Source organism: Croceicoccus esteveae (assembly GCF_031846435.1).
GTDB classification, from domain to species: Bacteria; Pseudomonadota; Alphaproteobacteria; order Sphingomonadales; family Sphingomonadaceae; genus Croceicoccus; species Croceicoccus esteveae.
On sequence record NZ_JAVRHS010000004.1, the window covers coordinates 194,003 to 213,600 of the forward strand.

General features: G+C 63.9%; 14 protein-coding genes. 9 read left to right on the plus strand and 5 right to left on the minus strand.

Annotated features, from left to right (window positions below; translation table 11 throughout):
* Positions 1-11 precede the first annotated feature (11 nt).
* From RM533_RS07430 to RM533_RS07450, 5 genes are read left to right on the plus strand one after another with little or no spacing between them, the layout of a single operon-like run.
* Positions 12-2,186, plus strand: coding sequence for an FAD-dependent oxidoreductase (locus RM533_RS07430; protein WP_311340592.1), 2,175 nt, complete (start codon positions 12-14; stop codon positions 2,184-2,186).
* A gap of 28 nt (positions 2,187-2,214) precedes the next feature.
* Positions 2,215-3,306 (plus strand): acyl-CoA dehydrogenase family protein, encoded by a 1,092-nt coding sequence (locus RM533_RS07435; protein WP_311340593.1) that lies wholly within the window; start codon positions 2,215-2,217, stop codon positions 3,304-3,306.
* Positions 3,306-4,547, plus strand: a complete 1,242-nt coding sequence (locus RM533_RS07440; RefSeq protein WP_311340594.1) for an acyl-CoA dehydrogenase family protein — start codon at positions 3,306-3,308, stop codon at positions 4,545-4,547. Before RM533_RS07435 ends, RM533_RS07440 begins: the two co-directional genes overlap by 1 nt.
* Positions 4,547-5,665, plus strand: coding sequence for a CaiB/BaiF CoA transferase family protein (locus tag RM533_RS07445; RefSeq protein WP_311340595.1), 1,119 nt, complete (start codon positions 4,547-4,549; stop codon positions 5,663-5,665). Before RM533_RS07440 ends, RM533_RS07445 begins: the two co-directional genes overlap by 1 nt.
* Positions 5,649-7,211, plus strand: a complete 1,563-nt coding sequence (locus RM533_RS07450; RefSeq protein WP_311340596.1) for an amidase — start codon at positions 5,649-5,651, stop codon at positions 7,209-7,211. Before RM533_RS07445 ends, RM533_RS07450 begins: the two co-directional genes overlap by 17 nt.
* Here RM533_RS07450 and RM533_RS07455 read toward each other — a convergent pair.
* Positions 7,208-8,455 (minus strand): cytochrome P450, encoded by a 1,248-nt coding sequence (locus tag RM533_RS07455; protein WP_311340597.1) that lies wholly within the window; start codon positions 8,453-8,455, stop codon positions 7,208-7,210. The genes RM533_RS07450 and RM533_RS07455 overlap by 4 nt on opposite strands.
* 153 nt (positions 8,456-8,608) lie before the next feature.
* Between RM533_RS07455 and RM533_RS07460 the strand changes: the two genes are divergently transcribed.
* Both RM533_RS07460 and RM533_RS07465 read left to right on the plus strand, forming a co-directional pair.
* Entirely contained in the window at positions 8,609-10,003 is a 1,395-nt protein-coding gene (locus RM533_RS07460) for an aldehyde dehydrogenase family protein (RefSeq protein WP_311340598.1), read from the plus strand.
* Between the two features lie 585 nt (positions 10,004-10,588).
* Complete coding sequence (locus tag RM533_RS07465; protein ID WP_311340599.1) at positions 10,589-11,056, plus strand: hypothetical protein; 468 nt, start codon at positions 10,589-10,591, stop codon at positions 11,054-11,056.
* A gap of 160 nt (positions 11,057-11,216) precedes the next feature.
* Here RM533_RS07465 and RM533_RS07470 read toward each other — a convergent pair whose 3' ends face one another.
* From RM533_RS07470 to RM533_RS07480, 3 genes are read right to left on the minus strand one after another with little or no spacing between them, the layout of a single operon-like run.
* Positions 11,217-13,757: a TonB-dependent receptor gene (locus RM533_RS07470; RefSeq protein WP_311340600.1), complete on the minus strand. Its 2,541-nt coding sequence runs from the start codon at positions 13,755-13,757 to the stop codon at positions 11,217-11,219.
* A gap of 48 nt (positions 13,758-13,805) precedes the next feature.
* Positions 13,806-15,155: a DUF1254 domain-containing protein gene (locus RM533_RS07475; protein ID WP_311340601.1), complete on the minus strand. Its 1,350-nt coding sequence runs from the start codon at positions 15,153-15,155 to the stop codon at positions 13,806-13,808.
* 39 nt (positions 15,156-15,194) lie between these two features.
* Entirely contained in the window at positions 15,195-16,811 is a 1,617-nt protein-coding gene (locus tag RM533_RS07480; protein ID WP_311340602.1) for a GMC family oxidoreductase, read from the minus strand.
* A 169-nt stretch (positions 16,812-16,980) separates the two neighbouring features.
* Here RM533_RS07480 and RM533_RS07485 point away from each other — a divergent pair, with 169 nt between their 5' ends.
* On the plus strand, positions 16,981-18,939 hold the full coding sequence (locus RM533_RS07485) for an alkyl/aryl-sulfatase (RefSeq protein WP_311340603.1): 1,959 nt from the start codon (positions 16,981-16,983) through the stop codon (positions 18,937-18,939).
* Positions 18,940-18,958: 19 nt separating this feature from the next.
* Here the strand turns inward: RM533_RS07485 and RM533_RS07490 are convergent, their stop codons facing one another.
* The gene (locus RM533_RS07490; protein ID WP_311340604.1) at positions 18,959-19,360 is read right to left on the minus strand and encodes a c-type cytochrome; all 402 of its coding nucleotides are present in this window, start codon (positions 19,358-19,360) and stop codon (positions 18,959-18,961) included.
* Between RM533_RS07490 and RM533_RS07495 the strand changes: the two genes are divergently transcribed.
* The gene (locus RM533_RS07495) at positions 19,355-19,504 is read left to right on the plus strand and encodes a hypothetical protein (protein WP_311340605.1); all 150 of its coding nucleotides are present in this window, start codon (positions 19,355-19,357) and stop codon (positions 19,502-19,504) included. The genes RM533_RS07490 and RM533_RS07495 overlap by 6 nt on opposite strands.
* The last annotated feature ends 94 nt before the right edge of the window (positions 19,505-19,598 follow it).

The following is a 19,598-nucleotide window of genomic DNA, read 5'->3' on the forward strand; positions in this document are numbered from 1 at the left end:
GGAAGCGGATGATGAACGAGGCAGTCACCACCACCACTGACGCCGATGGCATCCGCGTCATCACCATGGATCTGCCGGGCGAAAAGATGAACACGCTCGGCCCGGCATTGACCGACCCGTTGGAGGCGGCGCTTCATGCCGCGATGGATGATGAGGCGGTCAAGGGCATCGTGCTGACCTCCGCCAAGGACAGCTTCGTCGCGGGTGGGGACTTGAAACAGATCGGTGGTGGGGGTTACGGTCTCGGCGACATGACACCGGCCGAGGTCGTGCATCTGTTCTCCTATCTGTCGCGGCTCCTGCGCTGGATGGAAACGGCGGGCAAGCCGGTCGCCTGCGCGATCAATGGCATGGCGCTGGGCGGTGGGCTGGAAATCGCCCTTGCCTGCCATTATCGCGTGGTAGCGGACGACCCGCGCATTCAGCTTGGCCTGCCCGAAAGCATGGTCGGGCTGATGCCGGGGGGCGGTGGAACGCAGCGCCTGCCCCGGCTGATCGGTTTGCGTGAAGCGCTGCCGCTCATCATGCAGGGCAAGAGCATCGCGCCGCAGCAGGCGCTGAAACTGGGGATGGTGGACGCGGTCGTTCCAGCCAGCGAGCTGATCGATGCCGCCAAAGACTGGCTGCGCGACAAGGGCGACCCGGTGCAGCCCTGGGACCGCAAAGGCTTCAAGGTGCCGGGCGGCGCGGGCACGCTGGACGCCGATTTCCGCAACACCATCATGATCAGCACGGTGATGACGCAGGGCAGCAGCTTCGGCAATTATCCTGCGCCGCAGAAGATCCTTGCCGCCTTGTATGAAGGGCTGCAACTGCCGATGGACAAGGCATTGGGGGTGGAGGCGAAATATCTGGCGCAGCTGATGCTCGACCCGGTTGCCGGCAATCTCATCCGCACGATGTTCATCAACAAGGGCAAGGCGGACAAGCTTGCCGCCCGTCCCGCCGATGTGCCCAAGCAGCAGTTCACGCGCATTGCCGTCGTCGGCGCGGGCACCATGGGCGCCGGCATTGCCTTTGCCGCGGCGCGCGCCGGCATCGAAGTGGTGCTGATCGACCGCGACATGGCCGCCGCGCAAAAAGGCAAAGCCTATGCGCAGAAGCGGCTTGCCCGTGACGTGGAAAAGGGCCGGGCCGACACCGCCAAGATGGAGCGCGTGCTGGCCCGCATTCATCCTGCCGATAATTACGACGATATTGGCGATGTGCAGCTGGCGATCGAATCCGTGTTCGAGGATCGCCATGTGAAGCGCGACGTGATCGCGCGCCTGTCCGCCGCCCTGCCCGCAGGCGTGCCGATCGGCTCCAACACCTCCGGCCTGCCGATCACCAGCCTAGCGGATTATTCCGACCGGCCGGAACGGTTCATCGGCCTGCATTTCTTTTCCCCAGCCGACCGGATGCCGCTGGTGGAGATCATCCGGGGCGAACGCACCGATGCGGCCTGCTGGGCGCAGGCGCTCGATTTCGTGCAGGCGCTGCGCAAGACGCCGATCACGGTCAATGACGGCCCGGGGTTCTTCACCAGCCGCTTCATCGGCTCGTTCATCAGCGCCAGTCTGCAGATGCTTGACGAAGGGATCACCCCTGCATTGATCGAGAACGGCGCGCGCATGGTCGGCATGCCGATGGGGGCGCTGGCCATTTCCGATGCCATCGGCCTCGATGTCAGCTACCATGCCGGTCACGCGCAGGCGAAGGAGCGCGGCGAGGAACCGACGCTGGGCGTCATCGGCCAGCTTTACGAAGCGGGCCGCCATGGCATGAAGAACGGCAAGGGTTTCTTCGACTATGACGAGCACGGCGGCAAGCGGCTGTGGGCGGGACTTGGCGAGCTGCTCCCGACACTCGATGCGCAGCCGACGATTGAGGAGGTCAAGCAACGCATTCTTTACGCGCAATTGGCAGAAGGCGCGCGCTGCTTTGCACAAGGCGTGCTGCCCGATGTGATTGACGGCGATCTGGGCGCCACCCTGGGCGTCGGCTTTCCCGCCTATCTGGGCGGACCGTTTGCGGCGATGGACACCATCGGCATCGCCAAGGTCGTGGCGACATGCGACCGGCTGCATGAAGCTTATGGCGCGCTGTATGTCCTGCCCGCCATCGTGCGCGACATGGCGCGGGATGGACGCACGTTTCACGGGCCGGATGCCGCGTCCTCCCCCGGCCAGCTACAGGCGGCATGATCAGCTGTATGGATCGGGGGACACGCCGATGAACTTCGACTTTGACGAGGATCAGCGCCGGCTTCAGGAAGAAGTGCGGCGCATGTTGACGACGCACAGCACCTCTGCTGCCGTTCGCCGGGTGCTTGAGGGTGCGGCGACGCATGACGATGGCACCTGGCAGCAGCTTGCCAAATTGGGTGCACTGGGCGTCGCCTTGCCCGAACGCCATGGCGGCGCGGGCATGGGCCTGCTGGAACTGTGCCTGATCGCGGAGGAAGCGGGCCGCGCGCTCGCCGCCGTGCCGCTGCTGTCGTCCATATACATGTCGGCCGAAGCGCTGCGCCTTGCCGCAGATGACGCGCAGCAAGGCGAATGGCTGCCCCGCCTGGCGAGCGGACAGGCAATCGGCACCGCCATGATCGCGCAGGACGATCAGCATGCCTTGCCTGGCGCCCCGGCCAAGCTTGATGGCACGCATCTGACCGCCATTTTCAATGCGGTGCCCGATGGCATGGTGGCAGATGTGCTGGTGGCGCTTGCCGGCGATGCGCTTGTGCTGGTGGAACTTGCCGGCAAGGGTGTGACGCGTTCGGCGCAGACCTCGCTCGATCCTACCCGGCCGCTGGCGCGCATCGCGTGCGACACGGCGCCGGTCGCCGTCCTCGCCGCATCGGGCGGGGCCGCGATTGCCGAACGCGTCACCGATGGCGCGGCGGTGTTGCTGGCCTTTGAACAGGTCGGCGGGGCCGAGCGCGCGCTTTACGCAGCGCGTGATTTTGCGCGGGAGCGGATTGCCTTTGGCCGGCCGATCGGCGGGTTTCAGGCAGTCAAGCACCAGCTCGCCGAGATGTATACCGCAGTGGAACTTGCGCGCGGCCATGCCTATTACGGCGCATGGGCGCTGGCGACCGGTGCGCCCGAACTGCCGCGCGCGGCTGCCGCGGCCCGGCTTGCCGCGACCGAAGCCTATACGCTGTGCGCCGAAGAAGGGTTGCATCTGCATGGCGGCATCGGATTTACCTCGGACATGGACTGCCATCTGCACCTGCGGCGTGCGCGCTGGCTGGCGCAGATCATCGGCAACCGGTTCTGGTGGCAGGAACGGCTTGCCCGCGAATTGATCGGGGAGGATGCCTGATGGACTTCAACGACACCGCCGCAGAAGCCTCTTTCCGGAACGAGGTTCGCGCGTGGCTTGCCGCCAATGCCGCGCCCCGTGTCGGAGCAGAGGACAAGTTTGGCGACGGCCTTGATCATGCCGCCTATCTTGCCGCGGCAAAAGAATGGCAGGCCCGCAAGGCGGCTGCCGGATACGCAGCGATCCCCTGGCCCAGGGAGATGGGCGGCTTGGGCGGCACACCTGCCCAACAGATCATCTATGCGCAGGAAGAAGCGCGTTTTCTTGTGCCCAGCCTCGTGTTCGAGGTCAGCCTTGGCACTGCTTTGCCGACCGTCGCCATGTGGGGCACCGACGAACAGAAGCAGCGGTTCCTTGCTCCCGCGCTCAAGGGCGAAGACATCTGGTGTCAGATGTTTTCCGAACCCGCCGCCGGGTCCGACCTTGGCAATGTGCGCACGCGGGCGGTGCGTGATGGCGATGACGGGGGCGATGACTGGCTGCTCACCGGGCAGAAGGTGTGGACATCGGGCGCGCATTTCGCCGATTATGGTATCGTGCTGGCCCGCACCGACTGGGACAAGCCCAAGTCCAAGGGGCTGACCATGTTCATCATGGACATGAAGGCTCCCGGTGTCGAGGTCAGGCCGATCCGCCAGGCCACCAATGATGCGCATTTCAACGAAGTGTTTATGAACGAGGTGCGCATTCCCGACACCATGCGGCTCGGCGCCGAGGATCAGGGTTGGAAGATCATGATCGGCACCTTGATGCAGGAGCGTTTCTCGCTTGGCGAACAGTTCGGCGGCGATCTTTACAACCGGCTGATCGCGCTTGCCAAGCAGGTGCGCTGGGGTGGGCGGCCGGCGATCCAGAATGACAATGTGCGCGCCGGGATCGTCGATTGCTATTTGCGGCAGTTCGGCGTGGAACTGATCGTCAAGCGCGGCATGAGCGCCATCTCGCGCGGGGAAAGCCCCGGTCCCGAAATGGCGGCGGTCAAGCTGGTGGGTGCGCGCGCGTTTCAGACAGGCGGCGCGCTGGCGGTCGAACTTGGCGGTGCCGAAGGGCTGATTGCGGCGCAGGATCTTGGCCAGCAATGGGCTTTGCCGCAGACGCTCTGGCTGTCAGGAGCAGGCGCACGGATCGCGGGCGGCACCGACCAGATCCAGAAGAACACCATCGCGGAACGCATTCTCGGCCTGCCGGGCGAGATCCGCACCGACCGCAATGTTCCCTTCCGCGATCTGGAGAGCGGCTGATGGCTGGCGAACCGCTGGCCGGCGTCAGCGTGCTCGATTTTACCGCGCTGTTGCCCGGCGCGGTGTGCACGCAATTCCTTGCCGATCTTGGCGCCGATGTCGTGAAGGTGGAGCCGCCCGGCACCGGCGATGCGGCGCGCGGCCCTGCAGGCAGTCCGCCCGGCGGCATTTTCCACATGACCAACCGCAACAAGCGATCCGTCGTGCTCGACCTGAAGGACGAGGCGGGGCTGGCGACCGCGCGCCGCATGATCGCCAAGGCCGATGTGCTGGTCGAAGGTTTCCGGCCCGGCGTGATGGCGCGGCTCGGGCTCGGCTGGGACGAAGCGCAGGCGATCAACCCGGCGCTCGTTTACTGCTCGATCACCGGTTACGGGCAGGACGGGCCACTGGCGCACAAGGCGGGGCACGACATCAATTACCAGTGCCAGGCTGGCATCGTCGGCCAGAACGCGACCGACGGCGGGCGCCCTGCCCCCGGCGCGGTGCCGCTGGCCGATCTGGGCGGCGGATCCTTGACCGCGGCGGTCGGCATTCTCGCCGCACTGTTCGACGTGCAGCGCAGCGGCAAAGGGCGTCATGTCGATATCGCCATGACCGATGCCGCCATGGCGCTCAACATCGCGAGCCTGTCATCAAAAATGATGTTCGGCGGGGACGATCCCGTGCCTGGACGCGATATCCTGACCGGCGGACTGCCGTGTTATCGCACTTACCGCACCGCCGATGACCGCTATCTTGCCGTTGGCGCGCTTGAACCCAAGTTCTGGCAGGCATTTTGCGCCGCCATCGACCGGCCGGATCTGGTCGGGCGCGGATGGGACATGGGCGCAAGGCTGGACGCCGCCACGCAGGAGGTCGCCGACACGATCGCCAGCCGCACTCTGGCCGAATGGACCAGCGTGTTCGCCGATGTGGATGCCTGCGTCGCGCCGGTCATGACCTTGGGCGAGACGCTGGATCACCCCAATACGCAGGCGCGCGGCATGGTGGTGCAGGTGACCGGCGGCGGTGCGACGACATTGCAATACGCGCTGCCGATCCGCATGACCGATTTTACCTTCGCCGTGCGCCTCCCGCCGCCGGCACTTGGCGAACACGATGACGAAGTCCCATGATGAGGAGCAGCCCGCAATGACCAGTCTTTCCCGACGCAAGGTGCTCGCGACTGGCGCTGCCGGTGCTGTGGTCGCGGCCCTGCCGGCCACGGCGATGGCCGCCGTGCGTCGCATGGAGCTGCTGGATGATTTCGACGCCATCGGTCTGGCCCGGCTGGTGACGACGCGGCAGGTGAGCGCGGCCGAACTACTCGACCTTGCCGTCGCGCGGGTGGAGGAGACGAACCCGCGCTTCAATTTCATGGCGCACAAGTTCTACGACCGGGCGAAACAGGCGATCGCGGCAGGTTTGCCCGATGGCCCCTTCCGGGGGGTGCCGTGGCTGCTGAAGGATCTCAACACCAATCTGGAAGGCACGCCGGCAGGCGAAGGCAGCCGCTATTACGCAGGCAACATCTCGCAATTCACTTCCGAGCTGGTGCGGCGTCATCAGCAGGCGGGATTGGTCATCTTCGGCAAGACCACCAGCCCGGAATTCGGGCTGACCGCGACGACCGAATCCGCCGCCACCGGCATCACCCGCAATCCGTGGGATCCGGAGCGGATCGCCGGCGGGTCGAGCGGCGGGTCGGGCGCGGCGGTGGCCGCAGGCGTGCTGCCGATGGCGCATGCGACAGATGGCGGCGGGTCGATCCGCATTCCGGCCAGCTGCTGCGGCCTGTTCGGCATGAAACCGAGCCGCGGTCGCGTGCCGATGGGGCCGGGCCTGACCGAAGGCTGGGGCGGATTGTCGGTGCATCACGCGGTCACGCGATCGGTTCGCGATTCCGCCCTGCTCCTCGATATGACACATGGGATCGAACCCGGCTCGCGTTACAGCGCGCCAACGCCCGATGGCACGTTCCTGTCTTATCTGCGCAAGCATCCGGGTCAGCTGCGCGTGGCGCTGGCGCTTTCGCCGCCGGCCGGAACGCCGGTCGATCCCGAATGCGTGGCGGCGGCGCGCGATGCAGCCCGCCTGCTCCAGTCGCTTGGCCACAAGGTGGAAGAAGCTGCGCCCAAGGTTGATGTTGCCGCATTGGGCGCGGCCAATTTCGCATTGCTGTCGACGGCGATGGTCGCGCGGATCGATGCGCGGGCGAAGGAGACGGGCATCGCCCCCTCCCCCGACGTGCTGGAACCCGTGCCGCTCATGTTCTACAACATCGGCAAGCAGACCGATGGCGCGGCGGTGGCCCGCGCGCATGAAACATTCCAGCGCGCCGCCTACGCCGTCGGCGTGTTCATGGAGGATTACGACATCATCGTGTCGCCCACACTGGCCACGCCGCCGCCGCCGGTTGGCCGCCTTGGCCTGTCGCCGGCGGATTTCACCGCATGGGGCGAGGAGGTTTCGGCCTTCACGCCATTTACCGGCCTGTTCAATGTGACGGGGCAGCCCAGCATGTCGCTGCCGCTCGCATTATCCGCCAAGGGCCTGCCGATCGGGGTGCAGATGACCGGCCGCTATGGCGCGGAAGCCACGCTGTTCTCGCTTGCCGCGCAGGTGGAACAGGCGCAGCCGTGGTGGAAATCCATGACCGCGCCTGTCCGTAGGCAGAGCTAGGCCGCGCCTGCCATCCGGTAACGGATCGGCAGGTGACGCAACCCGCCGGTAAAATTGGTGCGCACCCATTCGATGGGGCCGGCGATCTCCACGCTGTCCACCCGGCGCGCGATTTCGCCGAACAGCGCCTCCACCTCCATTTCAGCGAGTGCCCGGCCCAAACAATGATGTGCGCCATGACCAAAGGCGACATGGCGGTTGGGTGACCGGTCGACACGGAATTGTTCCGCTGCATCGAACGCGGCCTCATCACGATTGCCGGACAGATACATGAGCGCCACGCTCTCCCCTGCGGCAATCTGCTGTCCGGCAAGCTCGGTATCGACTGCTGCCGTCCGCATGAAATGGCGCACCGGGGTGGACCAGCGAAAGATCTCCTGCGCGGCGAGCGGGATGAGCGCGGGGTCATCCTTGAGTCTGGCGAACTGATCGGGGTGGCGGGCAAGCTGCATCATGCCGACGCCGATTGCCGAGCTGGTGGTGTCATGTCCGGCGGTGGCGAGCAGCATGCCGTACGACAGGACATCCATGTCGGCGAGCGGCGCGCCATCGATGGTCGCATTGGCGATCACAGACATGAGATCGTCCGTCGGCTGTGCACGCCGCTGCGCGACGATCCCGGCGAGATAGCCGAAGAACTCGTTTGCCGCTTCCTGTCCGGCATCGCCGCTGCGCTGGCGTTCGGGATCCTGCGCGCCGAACAATTCCTGCGTCAGCCGCAGGACCAATGGCGCATCGCTGTCCGGCAGGCCGAGGATCGAGGTGATCATGATCAGCGGAAACGGCACCGCGACCGTATCCACAAAATCGCATTCGCCGCCTTGTGCGGCAAGCCGATCCACATACTCACGCGCCAGATCATCCATGCGGCCGCGCAACCGGGCAAGTGCGCGCGAATTGAACCAGCCTTGTGTCACATTGCGGTGGTTGCGATGGTCGGCGCCATCCATGTCGAGCAGGGTGCGCACAGGCCCGGTGCGCTTGCCAAATTGCGCGATGATGCCATCTTCGATGTCGCGCGGGATCAACGTCTGGCGCGGTTCGGCAAGCCAGGTTTTGCCATCGCGTTCCACCGCCATGATGTCGTCGCGGCGCAACACCGCCCAGAATGGCCGATAAGGCGCCTGGTCGATCCACAGGAGCGGACCTTGCGCCCGCATCGCTCTGGCTCGGCTCGCCAGTTCAATATCGTCAAGATAGGCTTCGGGGGAAAAGATGTCGATGTTGCTGGTGGGCCGGCTCATATACCCTGCCTTTCGTGCGAGTTGGTAAATCGGTCATGCCGTCTTAGACACAAGCAGCGATGCTGCGCGGCGCCTGCCGCTCATTTTGAGTGGCCTGGCCCTGTCTCCAGGCACCGATGCGGCTACATCAACGTTCAGGACAAGGAGCATGCCATGAATTATCAGATGCTTATCAACGGCAATATGGTCGATGGCGATCAGAAGATGGACGTCATCAACCCGGCGACCGGCAAACTGTTCGCTCACGCGCCACGCGCCAGCGCCGCCCAGCTTGAAGAGGCAGTGGCAGCGGCAAAGGCAGCCTTCCCCGCCTGGTCTGCACGATCATGGCAGGACAGACGCGCCGTGCTATTGCAGATGGCCGATGCCATTGAAGGGGCGGCAAGCGATATTGCCGCCGTGCTGACGCAGGAACAAGGCAAGCCGATCGCGCAGGCGATGCAGGAAGTTCATGGCGCGGCCTATTTCTTCCGCGCGACCGCCCAGTTCGACGCACCCGGCCAGACCCTCGTCGATGAGCCGGAGCGCAAGGTGGTGGAGCAGTTCCTGCCTCTGGGCGTGGTGGCCGCGATCGTGCCATGGAATTTCCCGCTGATGATGGTGGCGTTCAAGCTGCCGCCGGCGTTGCTGGCGGGCAATACGATCGTGGTGAAGCCCGCGCCAACCACGCCGCTGTCGACCTTGATGGTGGCCCGGCTGATCGCACGGATTGCACCGCCCGGCGTGGTCAACATCATCGCCGATTGCAACGATCTGGGCGGGCAACTTGCCGCGCATCGCGACGTTGCGAAGGTAAGCTTTACAGGTTCGACCGCGACGGGGCGCAAGGTTTATGCTGGATCGGCCGACACCATCAAGCGGATGACGCTTGAGCTTGGTGGCAATGATGCGGCAATCGTGCTCGACGATGTGGATGTGGCGCAGATCGCGCCTGCCATCTTTGCAGCAGCGTTTGCCAACAGCGGGCAGGTGTGCATCGCGATCAAGCGCCTGTTCGTGCACGATGCGATCTACGATGAACTGTGCGACGCGCTTGCCAGGATTGCAGAGGCGGCGGTGGTCGGCAATGGGCTTGAGGAAGGAACCGAGTTCGGGCCGCTGCAGAACCGCGCGCAATACGACAAGGTGCGCGCCATGATCGAGGAGGCGCGTGGCGCAGGTGTCATTATTGCTGGCGGCGACAGCAATGATGGTCCTGGCTACTTCATCCGCCCGACGATCGTGCGCGATGTCGCAGAAGGCGTGCGGATCGTTGATGAAGAGCAGTTCGGGCCAGTGCTCCCCATCATTCGCTTTGCCGATGAGGATGATGCCGTGCGGCGCGCCAATGCCAGCGATTTCGGCCTCGGTGCATCTGTATGGTCCGCCGATCCTGCCAGAGCCGAAGCGCTGGCCGAGCGGCTTGTGGCAGGCACGGTGTGGGTCAACAAGCATCTGGATGTCACGCCGCATATTCCCTTTGGCGGTGCGCGGCAGTCCGGCCTTGGCGCCGAAATGGGGATCGACGGACTGACCGAGTTCATGCAGCGCCGCATCGTCAGCCGATAGGGCGACGCGACAGTAATTGTATTGGTTGCAGATGGGCTGCGCTTGTGCCGAAACAATCACCAGACCGTAACCAGAACCGGGATCAGCACCGGCGCGCATGACGGGCTTCAGGCCAGTTCTGTCAATTTTGGCAAATTGCATGCCATTGAGGTCGAGCCCCTGACCCATCACCTGGTCGCTCGCCGGGCGCGTGGTCTATGGTAACCTTGACCTGTTTCTGGTGCTCACCATGGTCATCGATACGGCTTTGTCCGTCGGCGCGCGTATTGTCAGCGAGCACGGCGAAGAGTTCGGACGCGATAGCTAGCACAGCCATCCGGTCCTTGCGCGGTTTACATATGCCGCAACCCTACTGCGGCAAGGAAGGCAAACACCTTGCCGCAGAACACAAATGAACATCCGTAGCCTTGTTGATCTGAATGCGAGGGAGCGACACGCGAGGTGACAGGAGATTGTCAATCGGCACCTGTGCGTCACACATCCGCAGAGTGCTGCGGCCGATCCAGTCAAGCAATGGGCCACTTAGGGTCGATACAATCCGATATGTGACCATCAACATAGTACAATTGCGAACGCCGTCAGCAATTGGCAAGGCCGTTTGCCATGGATTCACTTAACAGAATTTTCCAGCCTCAGCCTGTCGAACAGTGGGAACTGCCCGATGAGCAGAATGAGCACCGGGCCGAGCGCAAACGATTATCAGAGAACCATTACATCAGGGCACAAGCCATGGCCGCTTGGCTGCTCGCGACGCTGGTGGCAATCAACGGTGGCGCGCTGGCCACGAACCTTGTTTCAGTCAGCGATGCGACGCCGTTTGTCTCGGGGATCATCCTTGCAGTCCTGTCTGGGTTCGCCTCCTGGCAAGAGGCTCAGGATCGATCCGGATTGCACTACCTGGAGAGCTTGCCAGCGGGCAGGACAACAGCATTTGGATTGAAGCTAAAGCGCAAATGGCAGTGGCGAGGACCAGCATCAGGGGTAGCAGCAAAGTTGCTTAACTGGCTGTCATCAGGTGCTTTCGTCATCGGGTGCATGATGTTGAGCCGGTGACCGCAGCTCTGCCAGATCCGCCGCCAGATGTTGATGCGCTAAAGCCTGTGGTAGACCCCGATCTTGTCTTGTCCCTGGTGCAGAGCGGTGCGTGTTTGGCAGGCGTCTGGCCCGCTGCCCTGCCGGACAGAAGGCCAGACAGCGGCTGCTCATCCCACCATCAATATTTCACCCGCACTGTCGTGCCATAGGTGCGCGGCGGGCTGTAATAGCCACCGGCAAAGCCCAGCTGGCCAAAATCGATCCCGCGGAACAGATCGACATCGTCAAGCAGGTTCTTGCCCCAGATCATCACCTCGGCCTCCGCGCCGCCCAGCGTGACGCCCGCCAGCGTCAATTGCGCATCGAGCAGGTGACGGTTGCCGCCTTTCAGCTCCTCGTTGAATGGCGAACTGATGTCGCTGCTGAAGCTGTATTTGCCGTCCTCATAGGTGTAACCTACTCGCCCGATCAACTCGATGCCGCGCGAGCCAACGTCGAACCGGGCGTTAAGCGCGGCATTGGCCGTCAGCGGCGAGGTATAGCCCGGCGTGATCACCGATGCGATGTTGACCGGCTCCCCTCCTTCGAGCGGACGGCCGGCCAGGAACTCCTTGTACTTGATGTCGACATAGCCGATCGACCCGTCGACGGAAAAATTGCGGTTGAGGATCGCCTGGATGTCGGCTTCGACACCCTTGTAATCGACGCTGCCGGCATTGGCGATGCGCGAGCCGAAAGTGCCCGGCGGTCCGGCAAGCGGCACCACCACGGCCAGATCGTCATATTGGTTGTAATATCCCGCCACGTTCAGCCGGACTGCACGATCGAACAGCTCGCTTTTCAAGCCGATCTCGTAGGACATGACCGTTTCCTCGTCGAACGAGGGGATCTGGTTGGTGCCGGGGATGACCGGATCCTGCGCGTTGAACCCGCCGGAGCGATAGCCGGTGGCGGCGCGGGCATAGACGCTGATTTCGGGCGTGAATTCATAGCGTCCCATCAGGTTCCAGGTGAACCGGCTGAAATCCTGATTGCCCCGTTCGACACCGTCCGCCGGCACCGGACCGTTCTGCAGCCGCACGATCGTGCGCTCATCCCAGGTGTAGCGCGCGCCCGCCGTGACGCTCAACGGCGCATCGCGGCCAGCGGGATAGACCGTCGTCTGCCCGTAAAGCGCATAGCTTTCATTGGTGGCGGTATAGCGCAGCACCGCCGGCGTCACGACCGCGCGATACCGTTCCGGATTGGCGGCGGCAAGCGCGGGACCAAGCGCACCGAAACTGCCAAGGAAGATCTGATTGGTGTCGAGCACGAAGACGCTGGTCTGCGGATTGTCCTCCGATCCCTTTTCCCAGAAGTAGAAACCGCCGGCGACCCAGTCGAACGCGCTCGCATCACCGGAAAACTCGATTTCCTGGCTGAATTGCTTGTGCTTGCGATCATTGGACGTGGTGAACAGATCGGCGGTCGTCGTTGGCACTTCTGCATTGGCAATGAACGGGCGCGCCGCTTCGGGGATTGTGGGGATGAAGGCCAGCAGTTCTTCGGGGAGGCCGTTCAGCAGCGAGGCTTGCGAAAACAGCGGGCCGCGAATGGTGCCCAGCCCATCGATGTCGCTGCCGAGAATTTCATTGTTCCAGAAGCGGAAGCCGGTCAGCGTCTTGACCTGGAACCCGCCGAAATCGTTGATGACCTGAAAATTATGACCATAGATCTCGTCGGTGGATCGACCCTGGCTGTTGAGGCACAGCGTGTCACGGTATTCCTTCGTGGGAACGCCCAGGGCGGCGCAACCGGGTTCCAGAAACTCCGCATTGGCGAGATATTGCGCGACCGGCGCCTGTTGCGTGACAGTCACGAGCTGCCCGTCGACGCTCACCGGCGGGCGCGGGGAACCGTCGGCCACATTGGTCAGCTGAAACGCGGTTGGTACGCCGCGCACCTTCGCATAATCGAAAATGTAGCGCACGCTGCCGGTGCTGCCGAGGTCGAAGGCAGCCGCCGCGCGGTAGCTGTCCTGCCGCAGTGCGCCGGGGTCGCGCGAATCTGGCGTCAGGATGTTGTCGACATAACCGTCGCGTTCCCGGTGCGAATAGGAAAAGCTGGTGCGGATGCCGGCGATTTCACCCGGATCAACCGACAGCTTGGCGTTCCAGCTGTCGAAATTGCCATAGCCGGCTTCTGCCTGCACGCGCAGATCATCGGACGGCGCACGTGAGACAAAGCTGATCGCGCCGCCAGTGGTGTTGCGTCCGAACAGCGTGCCTTGCGGGCCGCGCAGCACCTCGATCCGTTCGATGTCAGCGACGTCAAGCCCGGCGGCACCGTTGCGGGCGATGTAGATGCCATCGACATAGATGGCATTGTTGCTGTCGATGCCGAAGGTTTCCTGCGCCCCCGACGCAATACCGCGGATCGACACCACGGCGGACGTGTTGCTGACCGTGCCGCCGACCACGGTCACGTTGGGGGCAAGACCGCTGAGGTCGCGGGCATCCTGGATACCCAGTTGCTCCACCTTGTCGGCGCCGATCGCGCTGATCGCGATGGGCACGTCCTGCAGGTTCTGCGCGCGTTTCTGCGCGGTCACGAGGATGACGTCGAGATTGCCGGCACCTGTTTCAATCCGCTCGACATCGGCATCCTGCGCGAACGCCTGGGTGCCCAGCGCCAGCAGGCTGGTGCCGGCGATGAGACAGGCGGCGATTTGCTTGGTCATGATGAATTCCCCGTTTCTGTTCTGTTTTTATGCGTGTTGAACGAAGCGCTACGGATTATGCGGAAGCCGTTCGATCACCGGCAGGACATATCTGCCATCCAGCGCTTCGGCGCGGGGCAGGTACATGCGGGTCACGAGGTGATATCCGCCTGCGGGTGTCGGCAGCCAGTTGGCAGTGCCCTGCGCCGGTGCCGTGTGCGACAGGACGATGTCGAGCGATCCATCGGCATTGGTGCGCAGGCCTTGCGTCCGGTTGCCGATCGAGTACCGTTGCAGCGGGTTTTCAGTCAACTGCAAGGTGGTGCGATCATATGGCGTCATGGACCAGAACGCATCGACCGGCGGCGTCTGCCCCTTGGCGAAGCGGATGCGATAGGTGTTGCTGCCGTCCAGCATCTGCCCGGTGCTGTCCATGATCGCGGCGGGGTAGATCGATTCTGCCGGTTCATTGGCATAGCCGCCCTTGGCAATCGTCGCGCGCAGCAGATGGTCGTGCCCCGGCGCGGCCACTGCACTCGACGACAGCCAGCCATTGCCGGTCTGCGTCGGCTTGAAACCATGCTGCAGCAGCACCTGCGGTCCGACGCGCAAGGCGCAGCCCAGCCCCGTCATCTGCCCGGGTGACAACGCGGCTGTGTCAAAAGTGCTGTTCCGGCCAAATCCCGCAGTGTCGAAGGCGGTCATCAACGCCTCCTCCCCCGCGACGGGCGGCAGCGCCTTCAGCGCCTGATTGAGCATGGCGTAGAACAACAGGCTGTCATAAGGCTTCATCGGCTGCGCATCGCTCACCGGATCGCCGGCGACGCCGCGCATCTGCATTGCTTGTGCGAGCTGGAGCGCGCGGGCCTCGTCACCGCTGTCCCGGGCAAAGATGCGTCCAAGCATCCAGGCGGTATCGGTCGGCAGGCGGAACGGCTCGTATCCCGCCGGTATCTCGCCGCCCGACGGTCCGACAAGCGCGTAACGCATCGCCTTTCCGCCATTGGTGCGCGTGCCCAGATGGTGCGGCTTGCCGTAAAGATCGAAGAAGCCGAGCGTGTAATACCGCTCGCCCAGCTCCGGCAGGTCGAGGAGCACGGGCCCGTGCGAAAGATCGGTCCAGGCATTGAGGTACAGCGTATCGGCGTTTGCGGCGCGCAATTGCCCCTGCGTCGCCGGCGTCAGCACACCGGGATAGATCGCGATGCGATTGGTGGGTGCGGCAACCGGCTGATCCGCGCGTACCCGGTGTGTTTCGTCATGCTGCTGCCGCAGCAGATCGACGATGGGAAAGCCGTAGATATAGCCTTGCAGGCCGATCGCCTGCGCCAGCGCCGCATCGGGGTCCAGAGCGGCGGCTCGGCATTGATCTTCGGAAGGCAGCGCCAACGCGCTGGCGGCAAGCAGGATCGAAAGCATCGGCGGTCAACTCCCATAAAATTCGTCAGGACATCATGCTCAAACCCGCTGCATGATCATGTCAGCGCCCTTTTCACCGATCATGATGGCAGCGGCGTTGGTATTGCCCGATACGATGCGCGGCATGACAGACGCATCGATCACGCGCAGCCCATCGACCCCGCGCACCCGCAATTGCGGATCGACGACGGCATTTTCGTCGCTGCCCATCCGGCAAGTGCCGACCGGATGGTAACCGGTGTTGCCGAAGCGGCGCGCGTAATCGAGCAACTCATCATCCGTTCCGGCAGCAGCGCCTGGATAGGCCTCGCGCTCCACCATGGTGGAAAGCGCCGGCGTTGCCACCAGTTCGCGCGCCATCCGCATCGCGCGAAGCGAAAGGCGGCGATCATCCTCGTCGGTCAGATAATTGTGCACGATGTGCGGCGTGCGCGCATCGGGTCCGGCAAGGCTGACATGCCCCACCGAGCGTGGCCGCAGCACGCAAGGCGCCAGCGACAGACCGGGATAGGGGGACAGCACCCGCTCACCTTGGTCCAATTCGCCGCTTACGGGCAGGCAGTGGAACTGGATGTCGGGCCGGTACACCGCCGGATCGGATTTGACGAACGCGCCGGTCTGCGCCGCCGGAATGGTCATCGGCCCCTTGCGCGTCGCGGCGTAGCGCAGCACGTTCCACACCAGCCGTGCGCCGCCAAGTTCGCGATTGTAGCTGAACGCGCCGGCGCGCAGCCGCCAGCTCATCGTCAGGATGAAATGATCCTGAAGATTGGCACCGACCTGCGCGCTGTCATGCAGCACGGCAATGCCGTTGCGGGCAAGCTCGCCAGCAGGACCAATGCCCGATTGCATCAGGATCTGCGGGCTATGATAGGCCCCTGCTGCCACGATGATTTCGCGCGCGACACGGATAATGCGGGTCGCGCCGCGCTGCTCGATTTCCACCCCGTCGGCGCGGCGGCCGGTGAACAGCACGCGGCGGCAATGCGCGTCGGTGATGACCTGAAGGTTCGGGCGCTGCATCACGGGGCGCAGGAAAGCGTCCGCCGCCGAACAGCGTCTGCCGCCGTATACCGTCAGCTGGTAATGGAACGCCCCTAGCTGCGATCCTGTATTGTAATCGGGATTGCGCGGCACGCCGATCTGTTCGAACGCATCAAGCACGGCGCGGCTGGTCGGGTCGTCATGCGCATCCTCCTCAACGCGCAAAGGGCCGCGACGGCCCCGTGGGTCAGCAGCATCGCTGGCGTTGGCGTTGGCGTTGGCGTTGGCGTAGGTTTCGCTGCGGGCGAACAGGGGTGCAACATCGTCCCATCCCCAGCCGGTCGCGCCGCCGCGTTCCCAATCGTCATAATCCTCGTGCTGGCCGCGCACGTAAAGCAGCCCGTTGATGTTGGACGAACCGCCCAGTCCGCGGCCGCGCGGCAGCAGCATCTGGCGTCCCGCGATCGCATCTTCTGCCGCGCTGTGATAATGCCAGGAGTGTCCGGGCTTGCTGATCGTGTCGCCAAATCCTGCGGGCATCGACACCATGAAGCCTTTGCCGGTGCCGCCCGCCTCGATAAGAACGACGCGGCAGGATGGATCCGCCGACAGCCGATTGGCAAGCACGCAACCGGCGGACCCGCCACCCACGATCACGAAATCTGCGTCCAAACGCGTCCTCCCTCCGCGAAACCAGCCTTGTCGGCAGTTCTTCTTCGGCACATCCCGCAACGTAGCCAGTATCCTGTCGCCATGAGACGCCCAGTTTGGGCAGGTCACGGCTTTGCCGGGATCGATTGTTCTTCGATACCGCAAGCTTATACCAGACAGGAGAGATCTGATGCCCATTTTGAGCCGTTCGCTGATGACAATCCTGATGGTATCTTACGCGATGCCCGCTTTGGCGCAGGACGCTCCGCTCCAGCGTGATGCAACCGCCGCCACAAAACAGGCGCAGGCGGCTGCCGCGCGCGATCTGCCGCCGCCCGATCCGCGCGACCGGGATTTCGCCAGCAGGGGCTTCATCGCCACCTGGCCCGAGCGCATCATCCGGCAGGACGATGGCAGACCGTCCATGGACCTTGGCGGCAATGATTTCATCGAAGGCGACGCGCCCGACACGGTGAACCCCGGGTTGTGGCGGCACAACAGCGTGCTGCGCAACGAAGGCCTGTACGAGGTGGTGCCCGGATTGTACCAGGTGCGCAATTTCGACAACAGCAACATCTCCTTTGTCGAAACGCCCAATGGCTGGATCGTTATCGATCCGCTGACGGTGACCGAAGTTGCCCGCTCATCCTTTGATCTCTTGCGGCAACATGTGGCGAACAAGCCGGTGCTGGCCGTCATCTACACCCATTCCCACTCCGACCATTTTGGCGGCGTGGCAGGTGTCGTCGACCCCGCCGATGTCGCCGCGGGCAAGGTGCAGATCATCGCGCCCGAAGGCTTCACCGATGCGGTCACCAGCGAATGGGTCATGGCCGGCAATGCGATGGGGCGGCGATCGTTCTATCAATTCGGTCTTTTCCTGCCGCGCGATCCCAGGGGCCATGTCGGCATGGGCATGGGCACCGCCATTGCCGCGGGCGAGCAGAATTTCATCCCCCCTACGCGCGAGATCAGCCACACGGGCGAGACGGTGACCATCGATGGCATCGACATCGTGTTTCAAATGGCGCAGGGGACCGAAGCACCGGTCGAGTTCAATTTCTATATCCCGGCGCTAAAGGCGCTGAGCACGGCGGAAACCGCCACCTCGACCCTGCACAACATCCAGACCCTGCGCGGTGCCGAAGTGCGCGACGCCAAGGCATGGGCGCAGGCGCTGACCGAGGCACAGCGGATGTGGGGCGACAAAGCACAAGTCCTGTTCGCGTCCCACCATTGGCCACGGTTCGGCAACGACACGATCCGCACCTATCTTGCCCATCAGCGCGACGCATACAAATACATCCACGACCAGACGGTGCGGCGAATGAACATGGGCGAGACCCCGGCCGAGATCGCGGAGCATCTGCGCCTGCCGCAAGCGTTGCGCGACGATTGGTCCGTGCGCGGGTTTTACGGCACGGTCAGCCATAATGCCAAGGCTGTCTATGACCGGTACATGGGGTGGTACGATGGCATTCCCGCCAATCTCAACCCGCATCCGCCGGTCGCGCGCGCCAAACGGCTGGTCGACGCGCTTGGCGGCGCGGAGGCGCTGCACCGTGCGGCAGGCGCGGCCTTTGCTGCGGGCGATTATCGCTGGTCGGCGGAGCTTGCGCATAATGGCGTCTTTGCCGATCCCGCCGACATGCAATCGCGCCGCCTGCTCGCCGACAGCTACGAACAGCTTGGATATCAGACGGAAAGCGCGGTGTGGCGCAACATCTACCTGACCGGCGCGCGCGAATTGCGCCAGGGGCCGGATGCCTACCCAAGCGCGGGACCGTCCGCACTGGCCCAGGCTACCCCCTTTGGCGATCTGCTCGACTTTGTTGCAACGACACTGGATCCTGAGCGGGCGGGCGATACCCGGCTGGCCTTCAACCTCGTCACTGCCGGCGATGGCAAGCAGTTCGGTGTGACGCTTGGCAATGCCGTGCTGGTCAGCGAAGCCGGGCATGTCATTGCCGGCGCGCCGACGCTGACCGCACCCAAGCCTGTGTTGCTGGGCATTCTCTATGGTCAGCTCGACATCAATGCCGCGATCGGCGCGGGGCAGGCGTCCCTGACAGGCGAGGAAGCGCCGATCGCGCAATTGGTTGCCATGCTGGATATGCCGCAACTCGACTTCGCCATCGTCGAGCCTTGAGGCGGGCGTCTGACGCTGATTACTGGATCGGCGGTCGGTAATGAGCGCTGCGCAGGGTCAGCATATAGGCCGCCACATCGTCAAGCTGCGCCGGAGCAATGGCAAAGTTCATGACGTCAGGATAATTGTGCGAATTGGCGAGCCAGCTGGCAAGGCTCGCCTGCGACAGTCCCGGCGTGTTGACGACAGCTTCGAAGCGCGGCGCGTCTGGATTGGGCGATGTCTGCCCCGCCGCGATTGCATGGCACCCGCTGCAATGTGCCTGCGCGAACTCTGCCCCTCGCATCTGCGGTGTGGAAAGCTGCACCACTGCCGAACCGCGACCGGCAACCGCAAGAGGGGCTTCATTCCTGCTGGCAGGTGTTGCGCTGCACGCAGCAAGCAGAGGAGCGATCAGCAACAGGATTGGCAGATTTTGCAAGGCATCTACTCGCTCAAGGATCAGGCACCGGCTTACGACAGCTTGCGCTATACTAACGCGACCCGTCCCGTCGTGCCAGAGGCTGTTGCCATTCAACTCAACCCCACTCCCCTCCCCCGGACCTTCACGGTGCTGGCTCGGTAGAAACTGGCGGGCGCACGAATCTGGGCACTGACGACACGAGCAGGATCGCCTGACAGCGAGCCGATTGTCTTGGTCGCGGCACGCGCTTGATTGT